This is a genomic window from Ralstonia pickettii (genome assembly GCF_000607165.1).
GTDB lineage: Bacteria > Pseudomonadota > Gammaproteobacteria > Burkholderiales > Burkholderiaceae > Ralstonia > Ralstonia holmesii.
Window position 1 is genome coordinate 47,476 of record NZ_JFZG01000005.1, and the last position, 23,753, is coordinate 71,228.

Here is a 23,753-nt window from a genome sequence, read left to right on the forward strand (position 1 = left end):
TGTACACAAAACAAAAACATCTTGTGTACATTTTTGCGCACAAAGACTGCACGGTCTTGAAACCGGCAAAAAATCAAAGGAGACAGCATGACCAGCACTACCGCTTCGGCGGCGCAGGCGGTTGATTCGCCACACGCGCATCCCAACGTCGTCCTCAAGCCGCACTACGACCCGCGGCTTACCAACGAAGATCTCGCCCCGTTGCGCAAGCAGACCTGGGGAACGTACAACATCTTCGCGTTCTGGATGTCCGACGTGCATAGCGTGGGCGGATACCTGACAGCAGCAAGCTTGTTCTCGCTGGGCCTGTCGAGCCTGCAGGTGCTGTTTGCGCTGCTGGTCGGCATCGTGATCGTGCAGGTGTTCTGCAACCTCGTCGCCAAACCCAGCCAGGCGACCGGCACGCCGTATCCGGTGATCTGCCGCGCGTCGTTCGGGGTGCTGGGCGCGAATATTCCAGCCATCATCCGCGGATTGATTGCGGTGGCGTGGTACGGCATCCAGACCTATCTGGCATCCAGCGCGTTCCTCGTGCTGGCATTGAAGTTCATGCCGCAACTCGCGCCGTATGCAGACGTCACGCAGCACGGCTTTGTCGGCCTGTCGACGCTCGGTTGGTCGGCCTTCATGCTGCTGTGGGTGCTGCAGGCGTTCGTGTTCTGGCACGGCATGGAATCGATCCGCAAGTTCATCGACTGGGCGGGCCCGGCGGTGTACGTGGTGATGATTGCGCTGGCCGCATGGCTCGTGCACAAGGCGGGCTGGAACAACATCAACCTGACGCTTTCCTTCCTCAAGTACGAAGGCTGGGATGCCGTGCCGGTGGTGCTGGGCGGGATCGCGCTGGTGGTCTCGTACTTCTCGGGCCCGATGCTGAACTTCGGTGACTTCTCCCGCTACGGCAAGGATTTCACCTCGGTCAAACGTGGCAACTTCTGGGGGCTGCCGGTCAACTTCCTCGGCTTCGCGCTGCTGACTGTCATCACCACTTCGGCAACGCTGCCGGTGTTTGGCGAGATGATTTCCGACCCGGTCGCCGTCGTTGCGCGCATCGACAACATCACAGCCGTCGTGCTGGGCGCGCTCACGTTCATGATCGCGACCATTGGCATCAACATCGTGGCCAACTTCGTGTCGCCGGCATTCGACTTTTCCAACGTGGCGCCGCAGCACATCAGCTGGCGCACGGGCGGCATGATTGCGGCGGTGGCGTCGATCTTCATCACACCCTGGAACCTCTACAACAACCCCGAGGTGATTCACTACACGATCGACGTGCTGGGCGCTTTCATCGGTCCGCTGTTCGGCATCCTGATCGCCGATTACTACTTCGTGCACCGCCAGCAGGTGCATGTGGACGATCTCTACACGCTGCGCCCCGCCGGCCGCTACTGGTACCGCAACGGCTACAACCCGGCTGCGGTCTGGACGCTGATCCCGTCCGCGCTGATTCCGATGGCATGCGTGGTCTTCGAACGGCTGCACGCACTGGCCAACTACAGCTGGTTCATCGGCGTGGGCATCGCGCTGGCGCTCTACACCGCGCTCAGCCGCAAGCAAGGCACCCTCACCCGCTAATCCGAGTCATCGACGCATCAGGAATATGGACATCCGCATCATCAATCCCAACACCACGGCGAGCATGACCGCGCTCATTGGCCGCTGCGCACAAGCGGCGGCCGCGTCGGGCACGCGCATCACGGCAGTGAGCCCGAAGATGGGCCCGGCTTCCATCGAGAGCCACTACGACGAGGCCCTCTCGGTGCCCGGCATCCTGGAGGAAATCCGCCACGGCGAATGCGATGGCGCCGACGCTTACGTCATCGCCTGCTTTGGCGACCCGGGGCTCTACGCTGCACGCGAGCTGGCGCACGGCCCCGTGATCGGCATCGCTGAAGCCGCCATGCACATGGCGAGCCTGATCGGCAACAGCTTCAGCGTGGTGACGACGCTGGAACGCACCGTCGGCATGGCTTGGCACCTGGCCGAGCGCTACGGCATGCGGCATGCGTGCCGCAACGTCCACGCAAGCGACCTGCCCGTGCTTGACCTGGAGAAACCCGGCTCCAACGCCCGCCAAATCATCCTGGAAGCGTGCCGCAGCGCGCTCGCACAAGACCGCAGCGACTGCATCGTGCTCGGGTGTGCCGGTATGGCAGACCTGTGCGAAGACCTGAGCACCGAGCTGCGCGTGCCTGTCATCGACGGCGTGGTTGCGGCGGTGAAACTGGTCGAGGCGCTGGTCGGCATGCGGCTTTCCACCAGCAAGCGCGGCGATTGGGCCCGGCCGCTTCCGAAGCCCTATACCGGAATGCTTGCTCCGTTTGCACTGGCGTAGTGCAAAGCGGAGTGGCGCATTTGCTACCATGCACCACTCCGCTTCTTCTTCTGCACTGCCACCTGCCATGCCCGCACCCGCACGGGAACCTGCCGACGGCCAACCGGCTGCCGAACCGATCTACCAGGGCCTGCTGACGGCCATCATGGAGCACCGACTGCCGGCTGGCACCAAGCTGGTCGAAGAGCGGCTGTGTGAAGCCACCGGCGCGGGCCGGCCGCGCATCCGCCAGGTGCTGGCTCGGTTGGCGCATGAACATCTGGTGACCCTCGTGCCCAACAAGGGCGCTTTCGTCGCGCAGCCTTCCGTGAAAGAGGCGCGCGACGTTTTCCAGACCCGCCGCATCATCGAACCCGAACTGGCCGGCATGCTGGCAAGCGCATGCACGCCCGCCAAGGCCAAACGCCTGCGCGAACACATCGCAGCAGAACACGCGGCACGCGAACGCGGCGACCGAGCGGCCACCATCCGTCTGTCGGGCGAATATCACGTCCTGATTGCCGAGATGGCCGGCAACCACGTGCTGGAACGGCTCACGCGCGAAGCCGTCTCGCGCACGTGCCTGATCATCACGCTCTATGACCGCCCGGGCCTGCCCGCCTGCCCCGAGCACGAGCACGACACCCTGACCGAAGCGATTGCCACTGGCGATGCCGCGCGTGCGCACGACCTGATGCGCGAGCATCTGGAGCACATCGAGCACTCGCTCGACCTGCACGCGACGCCCACATCGGCGCTGGATCTCGAATCGATCTTCAGGCGCGCCTGATCAGCCACCCCGCAACACGCCGCGCCAAGCCGCAATCGCCCAGACGAAAAAAAAACCGCGCCGTTGCAGAGGCGCGGTTCGAGAGGCCGGCGTGTGGTCAGCACGGCCGGCGCAGGTACCTGGATGCCGGATGCGTCGGCAACCTCAGGCAACCTTCTTGGCTTGCGCCGTTTCTTCGAAGAATTGTTCGTCTTCCGTCGAGCCCTTCAGCGCCGTGGTCGATGCCTCGCGTTCGATGGTCTGCGTCACGGCATCGAAGTAACCCGTGCCGACTTCGCGCTGGTGCTTCACAGCGGTGAACCCCTTTTCCGCTGCTTTGAACTCGGCTTCCTGCAGCTCGACGAATGCGCTCATCTGGTTGCGGGCATAGCCGTAGGCCAGGTTGAACATCGAGTAGTTCAGGGCATGGAAGCCGGCCAGCGTGATGAACTGGAACTTGTAGCCCATGGCGCCGAGTTCCTTCTGGAAGCGGGCGATGGTGACGTCGTCCAGGTTCTTCTTCCAGTTGAACGACGGCGAGCAGTTGTAGGCCAGCATCTTGCCCGGGAACTTGGCGTGGATGGCTTCGGCAAACTTCTTGGCGTATTCCAGATCCGGCTTGCCGGTTTCGCACCACACGAGGTCGGCCACCTCTGCGTAGGCCAGGCCGCGCGAGATGGCCTGCTGCAGGCCCGGCTTGGTGCGGTAGAAGCCTTCGACGGTGCGCTCGCCGGTGCAGAAAGGCTTGTCGTTCTCGTCCACATCGGTGGTCAGCAGGTCGGCGGCTTCTGCGTCGGTGCGGGCGATCAGCACGGTCGGCACGCCCATCACGTCGGCAGCCAGACGCGCGGCCACGAGCTTGCTCACGGCTTCACGGGTCGGCACCAGAACCTTGCCGCCCATGTGGCCGCACTTCTTCACGGCGGCCAGCTGGTCTTCAAAGTGCACGCCTGCGGCACCGGCCTCGATCATGGCCTTCATCAGTTCGAATGCGTTCAGCACGCCGCCAAAACCGGCTTCAGCATCTGCCACGATGGGGGCGAAGAAGTCGATGTCGTCCTTGCCTTCGGACCATTGAATCTGGTCAGCGCGCTGGAACGTGTTGTTGATCTTCTTCACCACCTTGGGCACCGAATCCACCGAGTACAGCGATTGGTCCGGATACATCTCGCCGTTGCTGTTGGCATCGCCCGCGACCTGCCAGCCCGACAGATAGATCGCCTTCAGGCCGGCCTTGACCTGTTGCATGGCCTGGTTGCCCGTCAGTGCGCCGAGCGCGTTGACGAAGGGCTCGTTATTGATCAAGTCCCACAGCTTTTCGGCACCACGCTTGGCCAGCGTGTGTTCGATCTGCAGCGAACCGCGCAGGCGCACGACGTCTTCAGCGGTGTAACCACGCTTGATGCCCTTCCAACGCGGGTTGGTATCCCATTCCTTCTGCAACTTTTGCACTTCGAGTTCGCGTGACATCGCACTCTCCTGTTTGATCGCATCCATCAAATAAAAACCGGGTAATTCACTCTGCACCTTGAGCCGCTGGCACCTTCTTGGGGCGCTGCTGGGTGGCTCATGTCATATGTCTTATATAAGAGTGTAGAAATGGCCGGTGCAGCGCAACAAGGAGAACATGCGCAGGAATTGAAGTTTTTACATCATATTTTTCAAAGACTTAGCGCCTCCGTTTCATGATGCGGAAAGATTTTTTCTATCATGAAAGAAGGTGATGGTGCTGTGCGATGCAGAATTTTTGCGGACCAAAACCCCTTTCCGCATTGTGAAAAATCGTGGATATCTGTCGTCACATCGCAGGGCCACAAAAAACGCCGCAGATGCGGCGTTCAGGATGGTGATCGGGTGGAAACTCAGGACGTGCGTTCTACTTCCGCCAAGACATCCCACTGCAGGAGATCCGGGGCCTTGCCCTGGAGGGCTGCGGCTATGAACAGATAGATCGCATCGATGAAACCGGCTCGAAACTCGCGCGGCAGCGCGTGCGTGATGCCGTCGATCTTCGAGCGCAGCCGCATGGCGACAAACGGCCGGCCGGCACGTGCGTCGATGTGCGTACGACAGAGAAAATCCTTGGCTGCGAGGGCGCCCGATTGGTAGTGGCGTAGCGCGCTCAACGTGCACCTCCGTAAGACGGATGCCAGGAGATGCAGGGCGGTGGCGAAGGGTAAGACGCGGGGCGATGCCCGCTTGAGACCATCAACATGGAGCCTCCGTGGGATCAAAAGGAGGCCCAACCAATTCGCTGCTACGCGAGGGGTGGCGGGCCCGACAGTAGGGGTAGCAGACCGACTCCCACGGGGCCGGCAGACCTTGCGGTCTCCCTACCCGGCCCGCCATAAAGACAATAGGCGTGCGCAGGCTCCAGACGAAAAAATGCCGCGCTGAGGCGGCCGTCCGGGCCGTGGGAAAAAAGCTTGTGGCGGGCTGCTACACCCGGCTGTTCAGAGAACAGCGCGCGAATTATATCGTGCGCCCCTCCCCCTCCAAATCGGAATCAGCCTCGAGACAAGCGATGCGCCACCCAATCTCCACCTGTGATGACGGGCCGCCCGGCAATGTGCTGCGGGCTGACCGGATAGACAATGCAGTCGACCGGTTCGCTGCCCAGCATGACGGCGTGGCTCTCGCGCAGGAACAGCGCATCGCCGCCGGGGTAGACCTCTTCGATCTCGTCCAGCACGGGAACAAGCGCCGCGTCGATTTGGTACACATCGCCACGCACGGCGGTGCCGGTCGGGTCCAGCACGAGGCCGGGGTACGCACCAAAGTCGTACAGGCGGCCGTGCAACGTGGCGGTACCGAGCAACTCCGGTTCGGGAATGCCGCGTTTGGCTGCGGCAACCCGCAAATCATTCGCCTCACCGGCGCGCAGCGTGCCGTAGACGAACACATGGATGGCATTGGCGCGGGTCATTCGAGCATGTCCAGCGAAACCAGCACACCGTCTTCATCGGCATAGATCCATTCGCCGGACTGGATGTAAGCACCCGGCATCTGCACACCCACTTCGCGCTGCCCGGCGTTCTTCTTGATGCTCTTGCGCGGATGCACCGCCAATGCGTGGATGCCGACGTTGCATTCGGCCAGCTCGCGCGTATCCCGTACGCAGCCGTTGAGCAAAATCCCTTCCCAACCGTTCTCTTCCGCCAGCTTGCCTAGGTTGCCGCCCACCAGCGCGCAGCGCAGCGAGCCGCCGCCGTCGATCACCAGCACGCGGCCTGCCCCCTGCTCTTCCAGCGCGGCGCGTACCAGGCCGTTGTCTTCAAAGACCTTGAGCGTGGAAGCCGGGCCGGCAAACGCAGCGCGCTTGCCAAAGCTGCGAAATACCGGCGTGAGCACACGCAGGCTGCCGTACACCAGCTTGTCTTCGTGCATGTCGCACAAATCAGTCACGGGAATCATCGTCATGGCAATGGATGGTTTGGCGTTAGCAAAAACAAAAACGAAAAGCGAAAGCGGATTCAACTGCGCGACTGTGCACGCAACGAATCGATCGTCGCGCGTGGGCTGATGATGTTCGGATCGGTCTGCACCTCGATGACGGAGGCAACGCTTGCAACAAGCGCCGACTCCACAGCCGACTGGAAGCCTTCGAGCGAGCGCACCGTGTGCCCTTCGGCGCCGTAGACTCTGGCCAATGCGGCGAAGTCGGGGTTGCGCAGCTCCGTGCCGCTCACATGCTCGGGGTACTCGCGTTCCTGGTGCATGCGGATGGTGCCGTACATGCCGTTGTTGATCACGATAAAGATGACCGGCGCGTTGTACTGCATGGCGGTCGCCAGCTCCTGGCCGTTCATCAGGAAGCAACCGTCGCCGGCCATGCAGATGACGGGCGTGTCGGGGCAGACGATTTTGGCCGCCACCGCGGCGGGCGCGCCATAGCCCATCGCCCCGCTGGTCGGCGCCAATTGCGTGCGCGAGCCTGCCGCCAGCGCGCCGTATTGATAGAACCGATGCAGCCACGTGGCGTAGTTGCCCGCGCCGTTGGTCAGGATGCTGTTTTGCGGCAGCCGCTCGCGCAGCCATCGCATCGCGCGGGCCATGTCGATGCCCTTGCCTCCAAACGGCGGCGGCACGATGTTGGCGAGGTAATCGGCGTTGGCCGCTTCTGTCCAGGCAGACCAACGCGGCGGGGTGTCGGGCGAGTCGGGCGTTACACCATCCAGCGCTTCGGCAATCGCGGGCATCGACGCGTGAATCATCAGATCCGCCTGGTAGACGCGTCCCAACTCTTCCGCTCCGGCATGCACGTGGACGAGCGTCTGCTTTGGGCGGGGCACATCGAAGAGCGTGTAGCCCGAGGTCGTCATCTCGCCCAGGCGTGTGCCGATGGCGAGCACCAAGTCGGCATCTTTGACGCGCGCGGCAAGCTTCGGGTTGATGGCGATGCCGACATCGCCGGCGTAATTCGGGTGGCGGTTGTCGAACAGGTCTTGCCGGCGGAACACGCAGCCTGCGGGCAGATTCCACCGCTCGGCAAAGGCCTGCATGCGGGCGGCGGCTTGCGGCGTCCAGCCCGAACCGCCCAGCAGCAGCATCGGGCGCTCGGCGTTCTGCAACAGCGTCTTCAGGCGGGCCAGGTCGTGCGGGCTGGGCCACGCCATCGCGCGCGCTTTCGTTGCCACCTCGGGCGGCACATCGGCCACGGCGGCAACCTCGGTCAGCATGTCTTCCGGCAGCGCCAGCACCACCGGGCCGGGGCGGCCTGCGGTGGCGGTCTGGAACGCGCGTGCGATGTATTCAGGGATGCGCTCGACGCTATCGATCTGCGCGACCCACTTGGCCATCTGGCCGAACATGCGGCGGTAGTCGATTTCCTGAAACGCTTCGCGGTCGGCGAAGTCACGGCCGACCTGCCCGATGAACAGGATCAGCGGCGTGGAGTCCTGAAACGCGGTGTGTACGCCAATGCTGGCGTTGGTGGCGCCCGGCCCGCGTGTGCAGAAGACGATGCCAGGCCGCCCAGTGAGCTTGCCGTAGGCATCCGCCATGTTGGCGGCGCCGCCCTCTTGCCGGCAAACGATGAAGCGCGCGCGGTCGCGGCGCTGGTAGAAGCCTTCGAGCACCGAGAGATAGCTCTCGCCGGGCACGCCAAAGGCCATGTCGACGCCATGGGCCAGCAGTGCATCAACAAGAATCTGGCCGCCGTGGCGTGGCTCGGCAACGTTGCTGGCGTGGCGTGCGACTGGTGTCTCCATGGCGGGTAGTCTCGCTCTCGATCCGTTGACGACACAAGGGATCATAGCGGAACACGCCGCTGCGGCGGCTACATCTGCCGGAACAAATGCGCGTATTGCCGCGCAACCGGCAGCGTCTCGGTGCGCCCGCGTATCTTCAGCCCCAGGCGGCCCAGCGACAGATGCACGGCGCTCGATACATGCGCCACGTTGACCACCGTACCGCGGTGCACCTGCCAGAAGTGCTCCGGGTCGAGCTGGGTCAGGAGGTCACGCAGGCTGGTGCGAATGAGCGATTCGCCGCTGCCCGCCACCACGTTGACGTACTTGTCGGTCGCTTCCAGATAGATCACGTCATCCACGGGGATGAAGCGCACTTCCTGCCCGACCAGCGCCTTGATGAAGCGCAGATAGCCGCCCTGCGGCGTGGCACGCGTTTGCGCGGCGCCCTGCAGGCCGGCAAGGCGCTCGACAAGTTCCGCCAGCGTCTGCGCGGGATCGGTCACGGCAGGCGCGTTGGCGTTGGCGCTCAGGCGCGTGCCGAGGCGGTCCTTCAGCCGCTTGACGGTCTCGGCCAGGCGCTCGGTCTGCACGGGCTTGAGCACATAGTCGACCGCGGCTTGCTCGAAGGCGTCGAGCGCGAACTGGTCATATGCGGTAACGAACGCCACCAGCGGACGGACTTCCCGCTGCGATAGCTCGCGCGCCACATCAATGCCCGACAAACCCGGCATGCGGATATCGAGAAAGACCACATCGGGGTCCTGCCCGTCAACGGCATCGTCAATCACGTCGAGCACGGATTGGCCGTCGTGCACGGCCGGCAGCAACGCGGCCTCGGGCCATAGCGCCGCCAGTTCGGCGACGAGGTTTTCAGCCAGTGCCGGTTCGTCGTCGGCAATGAGCACGCGTGGGGAAGCAGGCATCGATCAGGTTCCGGCGGATGCGCGCGATGAGAGCGCGCCGGTGGCGTTGGCGGTTGAGCGGGAGGTTGAGCGAGAAAAGCGGCAGCGCCATTCCGGCGCGTCGGCTTGAGACGGTGCAGGCGCTGCTTCGTGCGCCAGCGGCAATTCGACGATGATCGTCACGCCGTGCGGCGCGGTCTCCGTAATCGTCAGGCGTGCGTCGCCATCAAACAGACGCGACAAGCGTTCACGCACGTGCGTGAGCCCCAGCCCGGAGCCCGTGGCGCCGTCGTTGCCGAAACCGACACCCGTGTCGCGCACTTCCAGCACGAGCCGCTCGCCCTCGCTGCCGGCAGCCAGGCGAGCAGACAGGGCGATCTCCCCGCCCTCGCGCGCGGGCTCGATGCCGTGCACCACGGCGTTTTCCACCAGCGGCTGAATCAGCATCGGCGGGATGACGATGTTGGCGATGGCATCGTCCAGCGCCAAGGAGAAACGCAGGCGATTGCCAAAGCGCAACGCCTGGATGTCGAGATACGCGCGCAGCAGCGCAAACTCTTGCGCCAGCGTGCACTGCTCGGCGCGTGCGTGCGAGAGCGAGCTGCGCAAAAAGCCGATCAAATGCTGCAGCAAACGCCGCGCGGCGGCCGGGTCCCTTGCGATCAGCACATCCACGTGGGCGAGCGAGTTGAACAGGAAGTGCGGCTCAATCTGGGCCTGCAGCGCCATCAGTTGCGCGCGCACGACCTGCTTCTCGGCCTCTTCACGCTCCAGCGCATCGAGCGCAGCCTGGCGCTGCAATGCGGCCAGCTTGCCGCGCGACCAGTAGTAATACGTTGCGCCAAGCGCAGCCAGCATGGCGATGATGAAACTCATGCGCAGGCTGTCGGCGCGCCAGGGTTCAGGGTGCGGATTGTTCAGACAGAGGATCGTCCGCGCGATCCACTGGCCGAACGGCACACCGATCAGCACCGCGCCCACGATGACCCACGGAAACACCTTCTTGTTGGGCGGGCCGTCACCCCAGAGCACATGGCGCGGTATGCCGATCAGCGAGAACATCGACAACCCGATCGCCTGGCTGAAAACGAAGTCTTTCCAGAAGGTCTCTTCTGGCCGGATGCCGAACGCAAGCACGGCCGCAATCAGCGTATTGATGACGATGATGACCGCGTAGCGGATCACCCAGCGCCGGGCAAGGTGAACGCAATCGGCAAGCGAAGGGAAGGACACATTGGCAAACATGCGGGCGATCTTACCGGACGGTTCTCCGGCGTTGAAGCGTGGGGTTTCCCGCATCAGCGCGGGTCGGCCGGCGTGGTGCCGAGGATGTCCGCAGTATAGGAATGGCGCCCGGGCGGGCGCCACAGGCATGCGACGAATGGCGGCATTGAGCGGATGAACGGCGCGCCACCGGCGCCGCCCACGCAACCGTTAAGCCGCCAGCGCCTCCCGTGCGGACTGCGACAACACCGTGGAAGCCACGGCCTCCGCCACCGTGTCACGGGAGAGGTGCGGCGCAAACATCCCGATGAAGTCATGCGCGTAGCCACGCAGATATGCGCCACGGCGCACCGCCACGCGCGTGGTATTCGGCTCGAACAGGTGATCTGCGCCAATGCAGACGAGGTTGTCGTCCTTGCGTCCGTCGTAGGCCATCGAGGCGATGATGCCCACGCCCACGTCCAGCGCCACATAGGTCTTGATCACGTCCGCGTCCATGGCGGTCAGCACAATCTCCGGGTGCAGTCCGGCGCCGGCAAATGCCGCGTCGATGTTGCGGCGGCCCGTAAAACCCGCGTCGTAAGTGATGAGCGGGTATTGCGCCACGTCTTCGAGCGTAGGGAGCGGGTTCTTCGTCAGCGGATGGTCGGGGCTGACCACCAGCACGTGACGCCAGCGGTACGCCTCGAACGACGTCAGGCCCGGCTCGTTGGCCACCGCCTCGGTAGCGATGCCGATATCGGCCTGGCCCGTCAGCAGCAGTTCGACGATGTGCGAGGGCGATGCCTCCTGCAGCGCCAGCGTGACGTGCGGATATTCCTTGCGGAACGACTGCACCACCTTCGGCAGTGCATAGCGGGCCTGCGTATGCGTGGTCGCCACGGTAAGGCGGCCGGATTGTCGGCCGGAGAATTCCTCGCCGGCTTGGCGCAGGTTTTCGGCTTCGAGCAGCAGGCGTTCGACAATGCGCACGATCTCGCGGCCCGGCTCGGTCAGGCCCGTCAGCCGCTTGCCGTAGCGCTCGAAAATCTCCACGCCCAGCTCATCCTCCAGCTCGCGGATCTGCCGCGACACGCCGGGCTGCGACGTGTACAGCGCGTTGGCAACTTCGGTCAGGTTGAACTGGCGGCGCACCGCCTCGCGGATGGAACGCAGTTGCTGGAAGTTCATGGCTCGTGTCCTCTCGTATTGGTTGTCGTCGGAGCGGCGCGTTATGCGGTCGGCTGCGCGGCGGCCGGCCGTGCACCTTGGGCAAACACGCGAATGGCGCGCGGGCGCACCACCAGCGTTTCGCCTTCACGGAAGCCCTCGGCGCGGAAGCGCTCGATGGGCAGGGAGACTTCGATGATGTCGTCGGTGTCTTCGCGTTCCAGCTCAAGCTGGGCAATGGCGCCCAGCGTGAGCGCGCGGCGCAGCATGACGGGAATGCCCTCGGCACCCGGCGCGTAGCGCTCCAGATCGATTTCATGCGGGCGCACGAAGGCCACCGCCTGATCGGCACGCGAAGAATCGACACCACCCGACGGCACGGCAATGGCTGAATCACCCACGTGCAGCACGCTTCCGCCCTCGCCTTCTTCCAGGCGACCATGGAAGAGATTGACGTTGCCGAGGAACCCGTAGACGAACGGCGTGGCCGGCGTGTTGTAGACCGCATCGGGGCTGCCGACCTGCTCTACCTCGCCGCGGTTCATCAGCACCACGTTGTCGGCCACTTCCAGCGCTTCTTCCTGATCGTGCGTGACGAACAAGCTGGTGACGTGCAGATCGTCGTGCAGGCGGCGCAGCCAGCGGCGCAGCTCCTTGCGCACCTTGGCATCGAGCGCGCCGAACGGCTCATCGAGCAGCAATACGCGCGGCTCCACCGCCAGCGCGCGCGCCAGGGCAATGCGCTGGCGCTGCCCGCCCGACAGTTGCGGCGGGTAGCGATCAGCCAGCCAGTCAAGCTGCACAAGCTCCAGCAACTCTTTCACCTTCGCGCGGATCTGCGCTTCACTCGGCCGCTGCGCACGCGGTTTCACGCGCAAGCCGAACGCCACGTTTTCGAACACCGTCATGTGCTTGAACAGCGCGTAGTGCTGAAACACGAAACCAACCTGGCGCTCGCGCACATGCTGGTCCGATGCGTCTTCACCGTTCAGATGAATGCTGCCCGAATCCGCATGCTCCAGCCCCGCGATGATGCGCAGCAGCGTGGTCTTTCCGCAGCCCGACGGGCCCAGCAGCGCGGTCAGCTCGCCTTGCTTGAAATCGAGCGAGACATCGTTGAGGGCAACAAAATTGCCGAAGCGCTTGGTGATGTGTTGAACCTGGATGCTCATGCTGCGTTCACCTCCAGCGGAGATTGCACGGAGACGTGCGAATTCGAAATCGATGAGGACGGTGCAACGCGTGCCCCCGGGCCTTCACCCACGCCGGCATCTGCATCGGCCAGCTCGCGGCGGCTGCGCCATTCGACCAGCGTCTTCAGTGCCAGCGTCACAAGCGCCAGCAATGTCAGCAGCGAAGCCACGGCAAACGCGGCCGCAAAGTTGTATTCGTTGTAGAGAATCTCCACATGCAGCGGCATCGTGTTGGTCAGCCCGCGAATGTGGCCCGACACCACCGACACCGCGCCGAACTCGCCCATCGCCCGCGCGTTGCACAGGATGACGCCGTACAGCAGGCCCCACTTGATGTTCGGCAGCGTCACGCGCCAGAACGTCTGCCAGCCCGAAGCGCCGAGCACGATGGCGGCCTCTTCCTCTTCGCTGCCCTGCGCCTGCATGAGCGGAATCAGCTCGCGCGCCACAAACGGGAACGTGACAAACACGGTGGCCAGCACAATGCCCGGCACAGCAAAGATGACCTTGAAATCGTGGTCGGACAGATATGGCCCGAACCAGCCCTGCGCGCCAAACAGCAGCACGTAGATCAGCCCGGCAATGACGGGCGACACCGAGAACGGCAAGTCGATCAGCGTCAGCAGCAGGTTCTTGCCGCGAAATTCGAACTTGGCAATCGCCCACGCCGCCGCCACGCCAAACACCACGTTCAGCGGCACGGCAATCGCCGCAATCGTGAGCGTGAGCCCGATGGCCGAGAGCGCATCCGGCTCGACCAGCGCTTCGAGATACACGACGATGCCCTTCTTGAACGCTTCAACAAACACGCTCGCCAGCGGCACGAACAGGAACAGCGCCAGGAACACGAACGATACGAGGATCAGCGTGGTCCGCACCCAGGCCGATTCTGCGGTGGCGCCACGGCGGCCAACAGCCTGCGCGTGACCAAGATGACGGGAAACAGTACCGGCCATGTCAGGCTCCTGCTGCCGCATTGGCGGTCAAGGGTTCGGGTGCGCGCTCGATGGCGTCGTTGCGATTGCCGCGTCGGCGCGTCCAGGCCTGCAGCAGGTTGATCACCAGCAGCAGCGTGAACGAGAGACCGAGCATGACGACGGCAATGGCCGTGGCGCCCGCGTAATCGAACTGCTCCAGCTTGGAATAGATCATCAGCGGCGTGATCTCGGAGACCATTGGCATGTTGCCGGCGATGAAGATGACCGAGCCGTACTCGCCCGTGGCACGCGCAAAGGCCAGCGCAAAACCCGTCAGCAAAGCAGGCAGCAAGGTCGGCAGGACGACGCGAATGAAGGTCTGCCAGCGCGTGGCGCCAAGGCTGGCTGCCGCCTCTTCCAACTCGGCCTCTAGATCTTCGAGCACCGGCTGTACCGTGCGCACGACAAACGGCAGCCCAATGAACGTGAGCGCCACCACGATGCCCAGCGGCGTGAACGCGACCTTCAGCCCCAGCGGCTCCAGTCGCGAGCCGATCCAGCCGTTCGGCGCGTACAACGCGGTGAGCGCGATACCGGCCACCGCAGTCGGCAGCGCAAACGGCAGATCCACCAGCGCATCGATCAGCCGCTTGCCCGGAAAGCGATAGCGCACCAGTACCCATGCCACGATCAGCCCGAACACGAGGTTGATCACTGCCGCGATCAGCGATGCGCCAAAGGTCAGCTTGTACGACGCCACCACGCGCGGCGCGGTGACGGTGGTCCAGAATGCATCCCACGTCATGGTGAACGTCTTGAGGACGGTCGCCGACAGCGGAATCAGGACGATCAGCGCGAGGTACAGCAGCGAAAAGCCCAGCGCCAGCCCGAAACCGGGCAGCACATTGGCAGGCTTACGCCGCCGGGACAAAGAAAACGCAGAAGACAGGCTCATCAGCGCACCGATAAAAAGGGCCGCAGGGCAAAAACACTGCGGCCGATATGCAGATGAACCGATTGTGGCGAACTGTTCTTATGACGAAAACGAATATTTGCGCATGTGCATCATCGTTTTAGATATAAGGAGTGCTCGGTAAGACATCCCACTGGGCTTGCCAGTCGGCGCCATCGCGAGTGGTGTCTTGTGCACTTGCACGGCCGATCAGGCGATCGAGCACCGTCAAGCCAGCGTCCCAGTCGCCGAGGTTGGAGTCAGCGTTGATATGACCAGCCTCGCCAGCGTCAATGAACTCGGCGCCCCAGCGCGCGCCCCAGTCGATGGCGCTGCCTTGCGGCATCCACGGGTCGTTGCGGCTGGCAATGAGCGTGACGGGAAACGGCAAAGCGTGGTCCGGAAGCAGATCGCGCACACCGAATTTGTCCGGATCAGCCGGCGCGACCAGCAGCACCGCAGCCACCGCTTCCTTTGTCTGAACCGTCCAGTGCAGCGCCGCCAGGCAGCCGAAGCTATGCGCCACCAAGATCACGGGGCGCCGCGTGCGCGTTGGCGGGCGCTCGGCCAGCGCCGCGTGCACTGCTTCGCCCACCTGGGCAGACCAGCGCGGCAGGTCGGGCGTTGACCAGTCGGCCTGCTCCACGCGGCGCCAGTTTGGAAACCGATGCTCCCAACGCGTCTGCCAGTGGCCGGGGCCGCTGCCATGCAAACCAGGAACGGTCAGGATGACGGCGTCTGCCGGCCACTGCCAGGCTGGTGCGTCCGATGCGATTACGGGTGCGCTGCGTGCCATGGGGTCGTGCTCATTGCGTGAGAGAAATGCCGGCGCACTGCTGCTGCACCAGCGGCGCCTGCGCCATCGGTATCACCAGCGGCGTAGGTACAGCGTCCGGCTCGGGCTCGGCTGCGGGCAGGATGCTGCCCTGCACATAGGCGATACCGGCGGCCCGTGCCAGTTCCAGATCGCTCGGGCGTTCGCAACGGCGCAATGCCAGCGTCACGCCCAGCTCACGTGCGGAATCGGCCAGCGACACCACGTGCCGCGTGCGCCATTCACGCCGGGCATCGAGCTTCAGATAGGCGGGCTTGGCATGCACGAGCAGCGCGCCCGCTTCTGCCGGGTCCGATGCCTGCACCGCCACAGCAAAGCCGTTGCGCCGGTAGTTGTCCACCACGAACAGCAGCAGTCCCAGATCGTCATTGGCCGTGGACGGCACCTGGATGACGAACTGATCGGGATGCAGCCCGAGCGCCGTCACCGCGCGATGGAACGCCTTGCCGTGGTCCGCAGCCACCGCCGCGAGCAACCGGCCGTGCACGTTCACAACAAGCCGCTGCGCGTCGGTGCGGGAGAAGTAGTTGAGCGTATGCACGAGCCGGCACAGGCGATCCAGCTCGACCAGCGTGCCGTCGTCCGACGCCAGCGAAAACACCTTCCACGGGTTCAGGCCGAGATCGCCGTCGCGTGTCCAGGTGCGCATCAGCGCTTCGTGGCCGGCGGGTGCGAGCGCGCCATCGGCGGCAAGCTGCCAGACCGGTTCAAACAGGCTGGTGAGCGCGCAATGGAAGAACTGGCCCTGCACGCGGCCGGCAGCGTCGCGCCACAACTGGCGGTCCGGCGTCGGGGCGCTCGGCAGCGTACCGAGAAATTGTGCGACTGCGGTGGTGTGCATCAGACTCATCGGGATGGGCTCCTGAAAAAAGTCGCCTCCTCCTCCCCCGTCACAACTTGGCGATCGACACTTCAGTCGCCTTCACCAGCGCAACCACTTCGCTACCGATCTTGAGGCCGAGGTTGTCGACCGAGCGCGTGGTGATGACCGAGGTGACGATGCCGGCCGGGGTCTCCACGTCGATCTCCGAGAGCACGTCGCCCCGGATGATCTCTTTGATCTGCCCGCGAAACTGGTTGCGTACGTTAATCGCTTGGATGCTCATGATGTTCCTTCTTAGATGACAACGGCACTACGTGCCAATGAATGTTTTCAGGAGAACGGGTTTCGCCGGCTTACACGGCCCAGCGCACAGCAGTGGCGGACACGTCAAAGGGTGATGCCCACGCCGTGTGCGAACGCACATCGGTCACTTCGTTCGGATCGATCTTGCGCTGCATCACGCGGTTCAGGATGGCTTCTTCCAGCCGCGCAAACGCGGGCGAACCACGATGGCGCGGACGCGGCAGATCAATGCGTTCATCCAGCGCAATGCGGCCGTCTTCGATCAGCACCACGCGGTCGGCCAGCGCTACCGCTTCGGCCACATCGTGCGTGACGAGCACGGCGGTAAAGCCAAGGCGTTGCCACAGGCCTTCGATGAGGTTCTGCATGTCGATGCGGGTGAGCGCGTCCAGCGCACCCAGCGGTTCGTCCAGCAGCAGCAGGCGCGGTCGATGCACGAGCGCGCGCGCCAACGCCACACGCTGGCGCTGCCCGCCCGACAGGCGTGCCGGCCATTCCCCTGCCCGCTCGGCCAGCCCCACTTGTGCGAGCACTTCAGCGGCTTGAGCGCGCTGCGCTTTCGGCAGCCCGAGTGCAACGTTGTCGAGCACCTTCTTCCAGGGCAGCAGGCGTGCGTCCTGGAACATCACACGGGCATCGTCGTGCAGGCCGTCTTCGGCTGCGCCGTCGCGGCGCAGATGGCCATCGTCAATGCCTTCCAGCCCGGCAATCAGCCGCAGCAGCGTGCTCTTGCCGCAGCCGCTGCGCCCGACGATAACGACAAACTCGCCCGGCGTGATGTCCAGATCGATGCCGTGCAGCACTTCACGATCGCCGTAACGCTTGACGACGTGTTCGATGTGCAAGGCGGTGCCGGCCAGCGCGGCATGTTCAGTGGCGTTGCTTTGCATGCGTCTCTCCAATTCAGCCTCAGGCCGCTGCTTGATAACCGGGGTGCCAGCGCAACCAGTAACGTTCCAGCCCGCGCGACAACCAATCCGCCAGCTTGCCAAGCAACGCATACAGCAGGATGCCGAGCAACACGACGTCGGTCTGCAGGAACTCGCGCGCATTCATCGTCATGTAGCCGATGCCCGCCTGCGCAGAAACCGTCTCCGCCACGATCAGCGTCACCCACATCAGGCCGAGCGAGAAACGCACGCCCACCAGGATCTGCGGCAACGCACCGGGCAGGATCACCTCGCGATACAACTGCGCACGCGACAGGCCGTAGCTGCGTGCCATTTCCACCAGGGCCGGATCGACCGAGCGAATGCCGTGATACGTGTTCAGGTAGATCGGGAAGAACACGCCCAGCGACACGAGGAACAATTTGGCCGACTCATCGATGCCGAACCACAGGATCACGAGCGGAATCAGCGCCAGCACAGGGATGTTGCGCACCATCTGCAGCGTGGTGTCGAGCAGCGTCTCGGCCGTGCGGAAGGTGCCGGTCAGCAGCCCCAGCGCCAGCCCCAACGAACCGCCGATGGCAAAACCCAACAGCGCGCGCCATGTGCTGACCGCCACGTGCGTCCACAGCTCGCCTGAACGCGCCAACGCAACAGCGGATTTCGCCACGTCCAGCGGCGCCGGCAGGATGCGGTTCGACAGCCAGCCCCACTGCGCAGAGGCCTGCCACAGCACCAACAGCACAAGCGGCACGATCCACGGCGCCAGTCGTTGCCGGGCGGTACGCAGGAAGGTGTTTGCCTTCGATTTCGATGCGGATGCCATTACCGTGCCCCCGGCTCAGCTTGCCGACACGCGGGGCACGATGCCGGTGGCGATCACCTCGCCAAACGGCCCGTTGAGCACGTTGCCGGGCAGCTTGTCGCGCACCGAGCGCGGCAGCAGCGGGAACACCAGTTCGGCAAAGCGGTAGGCCTCTTCCAGATGCGGATAACCGGACAGCACGAACGTATCGATGCCCAGCTCGGCGTATTCCTGCATGCGTGCCGCCACGGTTTGCGGATCGCCCACGAGCGCCGTGCCGGCACCGCCGCGTACCAGCCCCACACCCGCCCACAGGTTCGGGCTGATCTCCAGATCGGCGCGCGTGCGTTTGACGCCGCCGGCATGCAGCGCAGCCATGCGTTGCTGGCCGGCCGAATCCATCTTGCGGAAAGCCGCCTGCGCACGCGCAACGGTGTCGTCGTCGAGCTTGCTGATGAGCTTGTCGGCGGCAGCCCAGGCCTCGTCTTCCGTCTCGCGCACGATCACGTGCAGACGGATACCGAAGCGCACGGTGCGGCCATGCTTGGCAGCACGCGCCCGCACGTCGGCCAGCTTCTCCGCCACGGCGGCAGGCGGTTCGCCCCAGGTGAGATACGTGTCGACCTGTTCCGCTGCCAGCTCATGCGCCGCTTCCGACGACCCGCCGAAATACACCGGCGGATGCGGCCGCTGCACCGGCGGATACAGCACCTTTGCGCCCTTCACGCTGAGGTGCTTGCCGGTGTAATCCACCGCAGCGCCTTCATGGCTTGCCGCCAGTGTTTCGCGCCAGATGCGGATGAACTCTTCCGACGCTTCATAACGCTGCGCGTGGTCCAGGAACAGGCCATCGCCGGCCAATTCTGCAGGGTCACCACCCGTGACAAGGTTGACCAGCAAGCGGCCATTCGACAGACGGTCGTACGTGGCAGCCATGCGCGCAGCCAGCGTCGGCGCCATCAGCCCCGGGCGTACCGCGACCAGAAAACGCAGACGCTTCGTCACCGGAATCAGGCTCGCGGCCACGATCCACGGGTCTTCGCACGAACGGCCGGTGGGAATCAGCACGCCCTCGTAGCCGAGCGTATCGGCGGCCACGGCCACCTGCTGCAGATAGGTGTGATCGACCTGGCGGGCGCCCTCGGCGGTGCCGAGATAGCGGCTGTCGCCGTGCGTCGGGATGAACCAGAAAACTTGCATGACAACTCCTCGAATCGTGAATCGTATTCAGCGTTGGGCAATCGCCAGTTGTGCGGGCGTCGGATGCCAGACCAGCTCGATCGGCTTGACCTGGCGTGGAATCAGCCCCAGCCCATGAAAGGCATCGGCCACACGCTGCTGCTCGGCCACCGCTTCGGGCGTGACGGGCCTCACGGGTGAAGGCGGCCGTCGTGACAGGAACAGGTGCACCGTCGCCAGCGACAGGCCGGAAAAATCGGCAATGCGCTGCGCAGCTTCCTTGCGGTTCTCCTGAACGAGCCGGTCGGCACGCGACAGCTCCGCGAAGATCGCCGCGATGGTGTCGCCATGCTTCTCGGTAAAAGCCGTCGGCGCGAAGTAGAACGAGTTGTTCGACGACAGCGTGCGCCCGGTGGCCAGCACGCGCGGCTTGATGGCGAGTTCCGTGGCGGCGTAGTACGGATCCCAGATGCCCCAGGCGTCGACGCTGCCGCGTTCGAAGGCGGCACGCGCATCGGCCGGCGTGAGATACACGGGCTGGATGTCGGTAAAGCTCAGCCCGCCCTTCTGCAAGCCCTGCACGATCAGGAAATGCGCGCTCGAACCCTTCTGCAGGGCCACGCGCTTGCCCTTCAGATCGGCCAGCGTCTTGAGCGTCGAATCCTGCTGCACGAGGATGGCCGAGCTATCCGGCTTGGGCGGCTCCACGCCCACGTAGCGCAGGTCCTTGCCCGCCGCCTGCGCGAACACCGGCGGCGTATCGCCCGTGATGGCGAGATCGAGGCTGCCCGCGGACAGCGCTTCAAGCTGCTGCGGCCCGGCGGGAAACTCCAGCCAGGTGATCTTGGTGCCCGGAAAGCGCTGCTCCAGCGCCCGGCTCACTTTCACGATGACGAGGTTGACCGCGCTCTTCTGGAAACCGATGCGCAGTTGCGCGGGCGGCGTCACCTTGGGTAGGCCCGCCTGCGCAGTTGCGGCAGCGGCGGCATTGGCGGCGTGCGCGACCGGGCCGAAGGTGGCCAGCGATGCGCCCGCCACGGAAGCGCTCAACAGACGGCGGCGTTGGATATCGATGCTCATGGCAATCAGCGCGCGGCTTGCTGCGTGGTGGGCCGCCACGCAGAATCAGCCACCTTGACGGGGCGCGGAATCAGCTTGAGCGCGTGGAACGTATCGGCAATGCGCTGCTGGTCAGCCAACGCCTCGGCGCCCACGGGCTGGATGCCGTACGCAATGCGCGACACCGAACGCGCCACCACGGCAGGCTCCAGCCCCAGTTGCGGGCCCAGGATGGTCGCCACGTCCGCCGCGTTTGCAGCCGCCCAGGTGTCGGTCTTCTTCAGTTCATCGAGCACGATGTTCAGCACATCGGGCCGGGCACCCGCATAGCCTTTCGATGCCAGGAAATACTGCGAGTTGTTGACCACGCCCGTGCCATCGGCCAGCACGCGCGCGCCCAGTTGCTGTTCGGCCGCGGCAAAGAACGGGTCCCAGATCACCCACGCGTCGATGGCGCCGCGCTCGAAGGCGGCACGCGCATCGGCGGGTGTCAGGTACACGGGCTGGATATCGCTGTAAGGCACATTGGCCTTTTCCAGCAGCTTCACCAGCAGGTAATGCACGTTCGAGCCCTTGTTGAAGGCGACGCGCTTGCCTTTGAGATCGGCCACGCTCTTGAGCGGCGAATTCTTCGGCACGATGATCGCCTCGCCGGCCGGCGCGGGCGGCTGGTTGCCGACGTAGACGAGATGGGCCCCGGCAGCCAGCGCGAAGATCGTCGGCGCTTCACCCGTGGTGCCGAAATCGATGGCACCCACATTCAGGCCTTCCAGCAACTGCGGGCCGGCGGGAAACTCCGTCCACTTCACTTCGATGCCTTGTGCGGCAAGGCGCTTTTCCAACGTGCCGCGTGCCTTGAGCACGGTCAGCGTGCCGTATTTCTGATAGCCGATGCGCAGTTGTTTGGCGGCGGTCGGGGGCGGTGCATCGCTGTTGGCGAATGCGGCAGGGGCGCCGAGCGTGGCAAGCAGCGTGGCGGCGATGGTCAAAGTCCTGCGCAGAGGCGAGTGGGTGTTCATGGCGAAATTGGTGGATGCGGTGTGTATGGGCGGCACGATCCGCGCGCAGAGGCTGCGCGGCGTGACAACAACGGGAAAAAGTTGGCTGCGTGTGTAAGGCGACGCGTTCAGCGCATCACGCCAGACATCGCATTCGCCCAGTGTCGGCCTGGGCGTGGATCAGTGCGGCGGCACGTGCGGCGCTGCGGCTGGAGACAATCACCTGCGCCACGGTCGGATGCCGTGCCAGCGCAAGCGCCTGATGCACGCGCTCCACGCCGTCGTCCAGGCGCTGTTGGAGGGATGGGTCGACCGTGACGCCGTCATCGGCCACGACGATCTGCGAGTCGACCGCAAAGATGCCCGGCAGGATCGAGCGCGCAGCCAATGCCGTCAGCACCGGGCGCAGCGCGTAGTCGATCGCAAGCGTGTGGGCGAGGCTGCCGCCGGTGGCAATCGGCAGCACGACCTTGTCGCGCAGTCCGCTCTGCGGCAGCAGATCGAGAAACGTCTTCAGCAAGCCGCTGTAGGCCGCCTTGTAGACCGGCGTAGCGAGGATCACCACCTCGGCCGCTTCCACCCGCGCCACCGCATCGGCGATGGCCTGGTCGGAGACCTGCGCGCCGAGCAAGGCGTCAGCTGGGAGGCTGCGCAGATCCAGGTGATCCGCCCGCTCGCCGGCGCGTTCGAGTTGCGCGCGCACGTGGCCCAGCAAGCGCGCAGACCGCGATTGCGCTGAAGGGCTGCCGGAAATGGTCAGGATTTGCATGATGCGGATCACTCGATGTTGTTGCGTCGCTTGGGTCTTACTTGCCCGGTTGATAGAGCTGGTCAAACTGACCACCGTCGGCAAAGTGCGTCTTCTGCGCCTTCTGCCAGCCGCCGAACGTGTCGTCGATCGTCACCAGCTTCACCTTCGGGAATTCGCTCTCGTGCTTCCTGGCCACTGCCGGGTCGGTCGGGCGATAGAAGTTCTTTGCGCCAATCTCCTGCCCTTGCGGCGAGTACAGGAACTTGAGATACGCCTCCGCAGCCTTGCGCGTGCCCTTCTTGTCGGCCACCTTGTCCACCACCGCCACCGGCGGTTCGGCCAGGATGGAGATGGACGGCACCACCACGTCGAACTTGTCCTTGCCCTCCACGCGCGAGGCCAGCAACGCCTCGTCTTCCCACGCGATCAGCACATCGCCGATACCACGCTCGGTAAAGGTGGTGGTCGCACCGCGCGCGCCCGAATCGAGCACCGGCACGTTCTTGTAGAGCTTCTGCACGAAGCCCTTGGCCGTCGCATCCGAGCCGCCCGGCTGCTTGAGCGCATAGGCCCAGGCGGCAAGGTAGTTCCAGCGTGCGCCACCGGAGGTCTTCGGGTTGGGCGTGATGACGGCAATGCCCGGCTTGACCAGGTCGCTCCAATCCTTGATGCCCTTCGGGTTGCCCTTGCGCACCAGGAAGACGATGGTCGAGGTGTACGGCGAGGCGTTGTGCGGCAGGCGCTTCTGCCAGTCCTTAGCCGTTAGGCCTTTCTCGGCGATCGCGTCGATGTCGTAGCCCAGCGCCAGCGTCACCACATCGGCATCCAGCCCGTCGATCACGGACCGCGCCTGCTTGCCCGAACCGCCATGCGAAGCGCGCAGGGTGATGTCCTCACCCGTTTCAGCCTTCCACTTCTTGGCGAATTCGGCGTTGATTTCCTTGTACAGCTCGCGCGTCGGGTCGTACGACACATTCAGCAGCGTCGTTGCCGCATGCGCACCCACGGTTCCCCCCGCCACGATGGCAGCCGCCGTAGCACGTACCAGCGTGTTGAAAACAAACTTGCGAATCATCTTGCAGGCTCCGTTTCTGATCTCTGATGGATTTGGAATAGGAGCAAGACTACCGAGCGTGTCTTGTACGGGGAACGAATGGTTTCAGGGAATGTTCATCGGTTTTTGCATAAAGGCGGGGATTGGGGCTGCGCGGATGCGGGGCAAAGGGCTTCAGGCGGGGGGTCGAGCGTGGCGCTTGAGGGTCAAACCCTCGGCTTTGGGTGTTAAAGAGCCGAGCTTAGGCCTCGGACAGCGGGACTCCGGGGGTTTTGGGTGGAGGCCGGGCCTTGGAGAGACGTTGGGTCGAGTGTTTTTGGGTGGAGCTTGGGTGTTGGAGCGTGGAGCTTGAGGGTTTTTGGGTGACGCTTGAGTGTTGGAGGGTCGAGGCTGGCTGATTTTGTCGGGCGATTCGAATGTCGGAGGGGCGAGAGCGAGGGT

General features: G+C 64.4%; 24 protein-coding genes. 3 read left to right on the plus strand and 21 right to left on the minus strand.

All coding sequences use genetic code 11. The features are described from left to right. The first annotated feature begins 87 nt into the window (after positions 1–87). The 3 genes from BG83_RS0105815 to BG83_RS0105825 are packed head-to-tail and all read left to right on the plus strand — an operon-like array spanning position 88 to position 3,107. On the plus strand, positions 88–1,578 hold the full coding sequence (locus tag BG83_RS0105815; RefSeq protein WP_024975840.1) for an NCS1 family nucleobase:cation symporter-1: 1,491 nt from the start codon (positions 88–90) through the stop codon (positions 1,576–1,578). 25 nt (positions 1,579–1,603) lie between these two features. Beyond that, on the plus strand, positions 1,604–2,338 hold the full coding sequence (locus BG83_RS0105820) for an aspartate/glutamate racemase family protein (protein ID WP_024975841.1): 735 nt from the start codon (positions 1,604–1,606) through the stop codon (positions 2,336–2,338). 28 nt (positions 2,339–2,366) lie between these two features. Then, entirely contained in the window at positions 2,367–3,107 is a 741-nt protein-coding gene (locus BG83_RS0105825) for a GntR family transcriptional regulator (protein ID WP_235193162.1), read from the plus strand. 144 nt (positions 3,108–3,251) lie between these two features. Here BG83_RS0105825 and aceA read toward each other — a convergent pair whose 3' ends face one another. The 21 genes from aceA to BG83_RS0105935 form a co-directional block, all read right to left on the minus strand. Continuing rightward, positions 3,252–4,556, minus strand: a complete 1,305-nt coding sequence (aceA, locus tag BG83_RS0105830; protein WP_024975843.1) for an isocitrate lyase — start codon at positions 4,554–4,556, stop codon at positions 3,252–3,254. 392 nt (positions 4,557–4,948) lie between these two features. After that, a complete protein-coding gene (locus tag BG83_RS0105835) occupies positions 4,949–5,212 on the minus strand; it encodes a hypothetical protein (RefSeq protein WP_024975844.1) in 264 nt (87 codons plus the stop codon). Positions 5,213–5,592: 380 nt separating this feature from the next. Next, on the minus strand, positions 5,593–6,012 hold the full coding sequence (locus BG83_RS0105840; RefSeq protein WP_024975845.1) for a gamma-glutamylcyclotransferase family protein: 420 nt from the start codon (positions 6,010–6,012) through the stop codon (positions 5,593–5,595). Next, positions 6,009–6,506, minus strand: a complete 498-nt coding sequence (gene rraA, locus BG83_RS0105845) for a ribonuclease E activity regulator RraA (RefSeq protein WP_024975846.1) — start codon at positions 6,504–6,506, stop codon at positions 6,009–6,011. Before rraA ends, BG83_RS0105840 begins: the two co-directional genes overlap by 4 nt. Before the next feature lie 53 nt (positions 6,507–6,559). Beyond that, positions 6,560–8,296 carry a thiamine pyrophosphate-binding protein gene (locus BG83_RS0105850; RefSeq protein WP_024975847.1) on the minus strand — a complete coding sequence of 579 codons (1,737 nt, stop codon included), beginning with the start codon at positions 8,294–8,296 and terminating at the stop codon, positions 6,560–6,562. A gap of 68 nt (positions 8,297–8,364) precedes the next feature. Next, a complete protein-coding gene (locus BG83_RS0105855; protein WP_024975848.1) occupies positions 8,365–9,201 on the minus strand; it encodes a LytR/AlgR family response regulator transcription factor in 837 nt (278 codons plus the stop codon). A gap of 3 nt (positions 9,202–9,204) precedes the next feature. Beyond that, the gene (locus BG83_RS0105860) at positions 9,205–10,479 is read right to left on the minus strand and encodes a sensor histidine kinase (protein WP_024975849.1); all 1,275 of its coding nucleotides are present in this window, start codon (positions 10,477–10,479) and stop codon (positions 9,205–9,207) included. A 135-nt stretch (positions 10,480–10,614) separates the two neighbouring features. After that, entirely contained in the window at positions 10,615–11,574 is a 960-nt protein-coding gene (locus tag BG83_RS0105870) for a CysB family HTH-type transcriptional regulator (protein WP_024975850.1), read from the minus strand. A gap of 41 nt (positions 11,575–11,615) precedes the next feature. After that, a complete protein-coding gene (locus BG83_RS0105875) occupies positions 11,616–12,725 on the minus strand; it encodes a sulfate/molybdate ABC transporter ATP-binding protein (RefSeq protein WP_024975851.1) in 1,110 nt (369 codons plus the stop codon). Further along, positions 12,722–13,702: a sulfate ABC transporter permease subunit CysW gene (cysW, locus tag BG83_RS0105880; RefSeq protein WP_024975852.1), complete on the minus strand. Its 981-nt coding sequence runs from the start codon at positions 13,700–13,702 to the stop codon at positions 12,722–12,724. The genes BG83_RS0105875 and cysW overlap by 4 nt, the downstream gene beginning before the upstream one ends. Before the next feature lies 1 nt (position 13,703). After that, positions 13,704–14,618 (minus strand): sulfate ABC transporter permease subunit CysT, encoded by a 915-nt coding sequence (gene cysT, locus BG83_RS0105885; RefSeq protein WP_024975853.1) that lies wholly within the window; start codon positions 14,616–14,618, stop codon positions 13,704–13,706. Positions 14,619–14,736: 118 nt separating this feature from the next. Beyond that, complete coding sequence (locus tag BG83_RS0105890) at positions 14,737–15,411, minus strand: RBBP9/YdeN family alpha/beta hydrolase (protein WP_024975854.1); 675 nt, start codon at positions 15,409–15,411, stop codon at positions 14,737–14,739. A gap of 10 nt (positions 15,412–15,421) precedes the next feature. Beyond that, the gene (locus BG83_RS0105895; protein ID WP_024975855.1) at positions 15,422–16,300 is read right to left on the minus strand and encodes an EAL domain-containing protein; all 879 of its coding nucleotides are present in this window, start codon (positions 16,298–16,300) and stop codon (positions 15,422–15,424) included. A gap of 40 nt (positions 16,301–16,340) precedes the next feature. Next, complete coding sequence (locus BG83_RS0105900; protein ID WP_024975856.1) at positions 16,341–16,556, minus strand: TOBE domain-containing protein; 216 nt, start codon at positions 16,554–16,556, stop codon at positions 16,341–16,343. Positions 16,557–16,626: 70 nt separating this feature from the next. Then, on the minus strand, positions 16,627–17,466 hold the full coding sequence (locus BG83_RS0105905; RefSeq protein ID WP_024975857.1) for an ATP-binding cassette domain-containing protein: 840 nt from the start codon (positions 17,464–17,466) through the stop codon (positions 16,627–16,629). Positions 17,467–17,485: 19 nt separating this feature from the next. Beyond that, positions 17,486–18,292, minus strand: coding sequence for an aliphatic sulfonate ABC transporter permease SsuC (gene ssuC, locus BG83_RS0105910; RefSeq protein ID WP_024975858.1), 807 nt, complete (start codon positions 18,290–18,292; stop codon positions 17,486–17,488). A gap of 15 nt (positions 18,293–18,307) precedes the next feature. After that, entirely contained in the window at positions 18,308–19,471 is a 1,164-nt protein-coding gene (ssuD, locus tag BG83_RS0105915; RefSeq protein ID WP_024975859.1) for an FMNH2-dependent alkanesulfonate monooxygenase, read from the minus strand. A 27-nt stretch (positions 19,472–19,498) separates the two neighbouring features. Further along, positions 19,499–20,530 carry a sulfonate ABC transporter substrate-binding protein gene (locus tag BG83_RS0105920; protein ID WP_024975860.1) on the minus strand — a complete coding sequence of 344 codons (1,032 nt, stop codon included), beginning with the start codon at positions 20,528–20,530 and terminating at the stop codon, positions 19,499–19,501. A gap of 5 nt (positions 20,531–20,535) precedes the next feature. Further along, entirely contained in the window at positions 20,536–21,528 is a 993-nt protein-coding gene (locus BG83_RS0105925) for a sulfonate ABC transporter substrate-binding protein (protein WP_024975861.1), read from the minus strand. Between the two features lie 115 nt (positions 21,529–21,643). Continuing rightward, positions 21,644–22,276, minus strand: a complete 633-nt coding sequence (gene ssuE, locus BG83_RS0105930; protein ID WP_024975862.1) for an NADPH-dependent FMN reductase — start codon at positions 22,274–22,276, stop codon at positions 21,644–21,646. Between the two features lie 37 nt (positions 22,277–22,313). Next, the gene (locus tag BG83_RS0105935; protein ID WP_024975863.1) at positions 22,314–23,333 is read right to left on the minus strand and encodes a sulfate ABC transporter substrate-binding protein; all 1,020 of its coding nucleotides are present in this window, start codon (positions 23,331–23,333) and stop codon (positions 22,314–22,316) included. Positions 23,334–23,753: the final 420 nt, after the last annotated feature.

Bases quoted from the DNA above. Each gene is read 5' to 3' on its own strand.
- BG83_RS0105815 (WP_024975840.1), top strand. From the start codon at position 88: ATGACCAGCACTACCGCTTCGGCGGCGCAGGCGGTTGATTCGCCACAC.
- BG83_RS0105820 (WP_024975841.1), top strand. From the start codon at position 1,604: ATGGACATCCGCATCATCAATCCCAACACCACGGCGAGCATGACCGCG.
- BG83_RS0105825 (WP_235193162.1), top strand. From the start codon at position 2,367: ATGCACCACTCCGCTTCTTCTTCTGCACTGCCACCTGCCATGCCCGCA.
- aceA (WP_024975843.1), bottom strand. From the start codon at position 4,556: ATGTCACGCGAACTCGAAGTGCAAAAGTTGCAGAAGGAATGGGATACC.
- BG83_RS0105840 (WP_024975845.1), bottom strand. From the start codon at position 6,012: ATGACCCGCGCCAATGCCATCCATGTGTTCGTCTACGGCACGCTGCGC.
- rraA (WP_024975846.1), bottom strand. From the start codon at position 6,506: ATGACGATGATTCCCGTGACTGATTTGTGCGACATGCACGAAGACAAG.
- BG83_RS0105850 (WP_024975847.1), bottom strand. From the start codon at position 8,296: ATGGAGACACCAGTCGCACGCCACGCCAGCAACGTTGCCGAGCCACGC.
- BG83_RS0105855 (WP_024975848.1), bottom strand. From the start codon at position 9,201: ATGCCTGCTTCCCCACGCGTGCTCATTGCCGACGACGAACCGGCACTG.
- BG83_RS0105860 (WP_024975849.1), bottom strand. From the start codon at position 10,479: ATGCGGGAAACCCCACGCTTCAACGCCGGAGAACCGTCCGGTAAGATC.
- BG83_RS0105870 (WP_024975850.1), bottom strand. From the start codon at position 11,574: ATGAACTTCCAGCAACTGCGTTCCATCCGCGAGGCGGTGCGCCGCCAG.
- BG83_RS0105875 (WP_024975851.1), bottom strand. From the start codon at position 12,725: ATGAGCATCCAGGTTCAACACATCACCAAGCGCTTCGGCAATTTTGTT.
- cysW (WP_024975852.1), bottom strand. From the start codon at position 13,702: ATGGCCGGTACTGTTTCCCGTCATCTTGGTCACGCGCAGGCTGTTGGC.
- cysT (WP_024975853.1), bottom strand. From the start codon at position 14,618: ATGAGCCTGTCTTCTGCGTTTTCTTTGTCCCGGCGGCGTAAGCCTGCC.
- BG83_RS0105890 (WP_024975854.1), bottom strand. From the start codon at position 15,411: ATGGCACGCAGCGCACCCGTAATCGCATCGGACGCACCAGCCTGGCAG.
- BG83_RS0105895 (WP_024975855.1), bottom strand. From the start codon at position 16,300: ATGAGTCTGATGCACACCACCGCAGTCGCACAATTTCTCGGTACGCTG.
- BG83_RS0105900 (WP_024975856.1), bottom strand. From the start codon at position 16,556: ATGAGCATCCAAGCGATTAACGTACGCAACCAGTTTCGCGGGCAGATC.
- BG83_RS0105905 (WP_024975857.1), bottom strand. From the start codon at position 17,466: ATGCAAAGCAACGCCACTGAACATGCCGCGCTGGCCGGCACCGCCTTG.
- ssuC (WP_024975858.1), bottom strand. From the start codon at position 18,292: ATGGCATCCGCATCGAAATCGAAGGCAAACACCTTCCTGCGTACCGCC.
- ssuD (WP_024975859.1), bottom strand. From the start codon at position 19,471: ATGCAAGTTTTCTGGTTCATCCCGACGCACGGCGACAGCCGCTATCTC.
- BG83_RS0105920 (WP_024975860.1), bottom strand. From the start codon at position 20,530: ATGAGCATCGATATCCAACGCCGCCGTCTGTTGAGCGCTTCCGTGGCG.
- BG83_RS0105925 (WP_024975861.1), bottom strand. From the start codon at position 21,528: ATGAACACCCACTCGCCTCTGCGCAGGACTTTGACCATCGCCGCCACG.
- ssuE (WP_024975862.1), bottom strand. From the start codon at position 22,276: ATGCAAATCCTGACCATTTCCGGCAGCCCTTCAGCGCAATCGCGGTCT.
- BG83_RS0105935 (WP_024975863.1), bottom strand. From the start codon at position 23,333: ATGATTCGCAAGTTTGTTTTCAACACGCTGGTACGTGCTACGGCGGCT.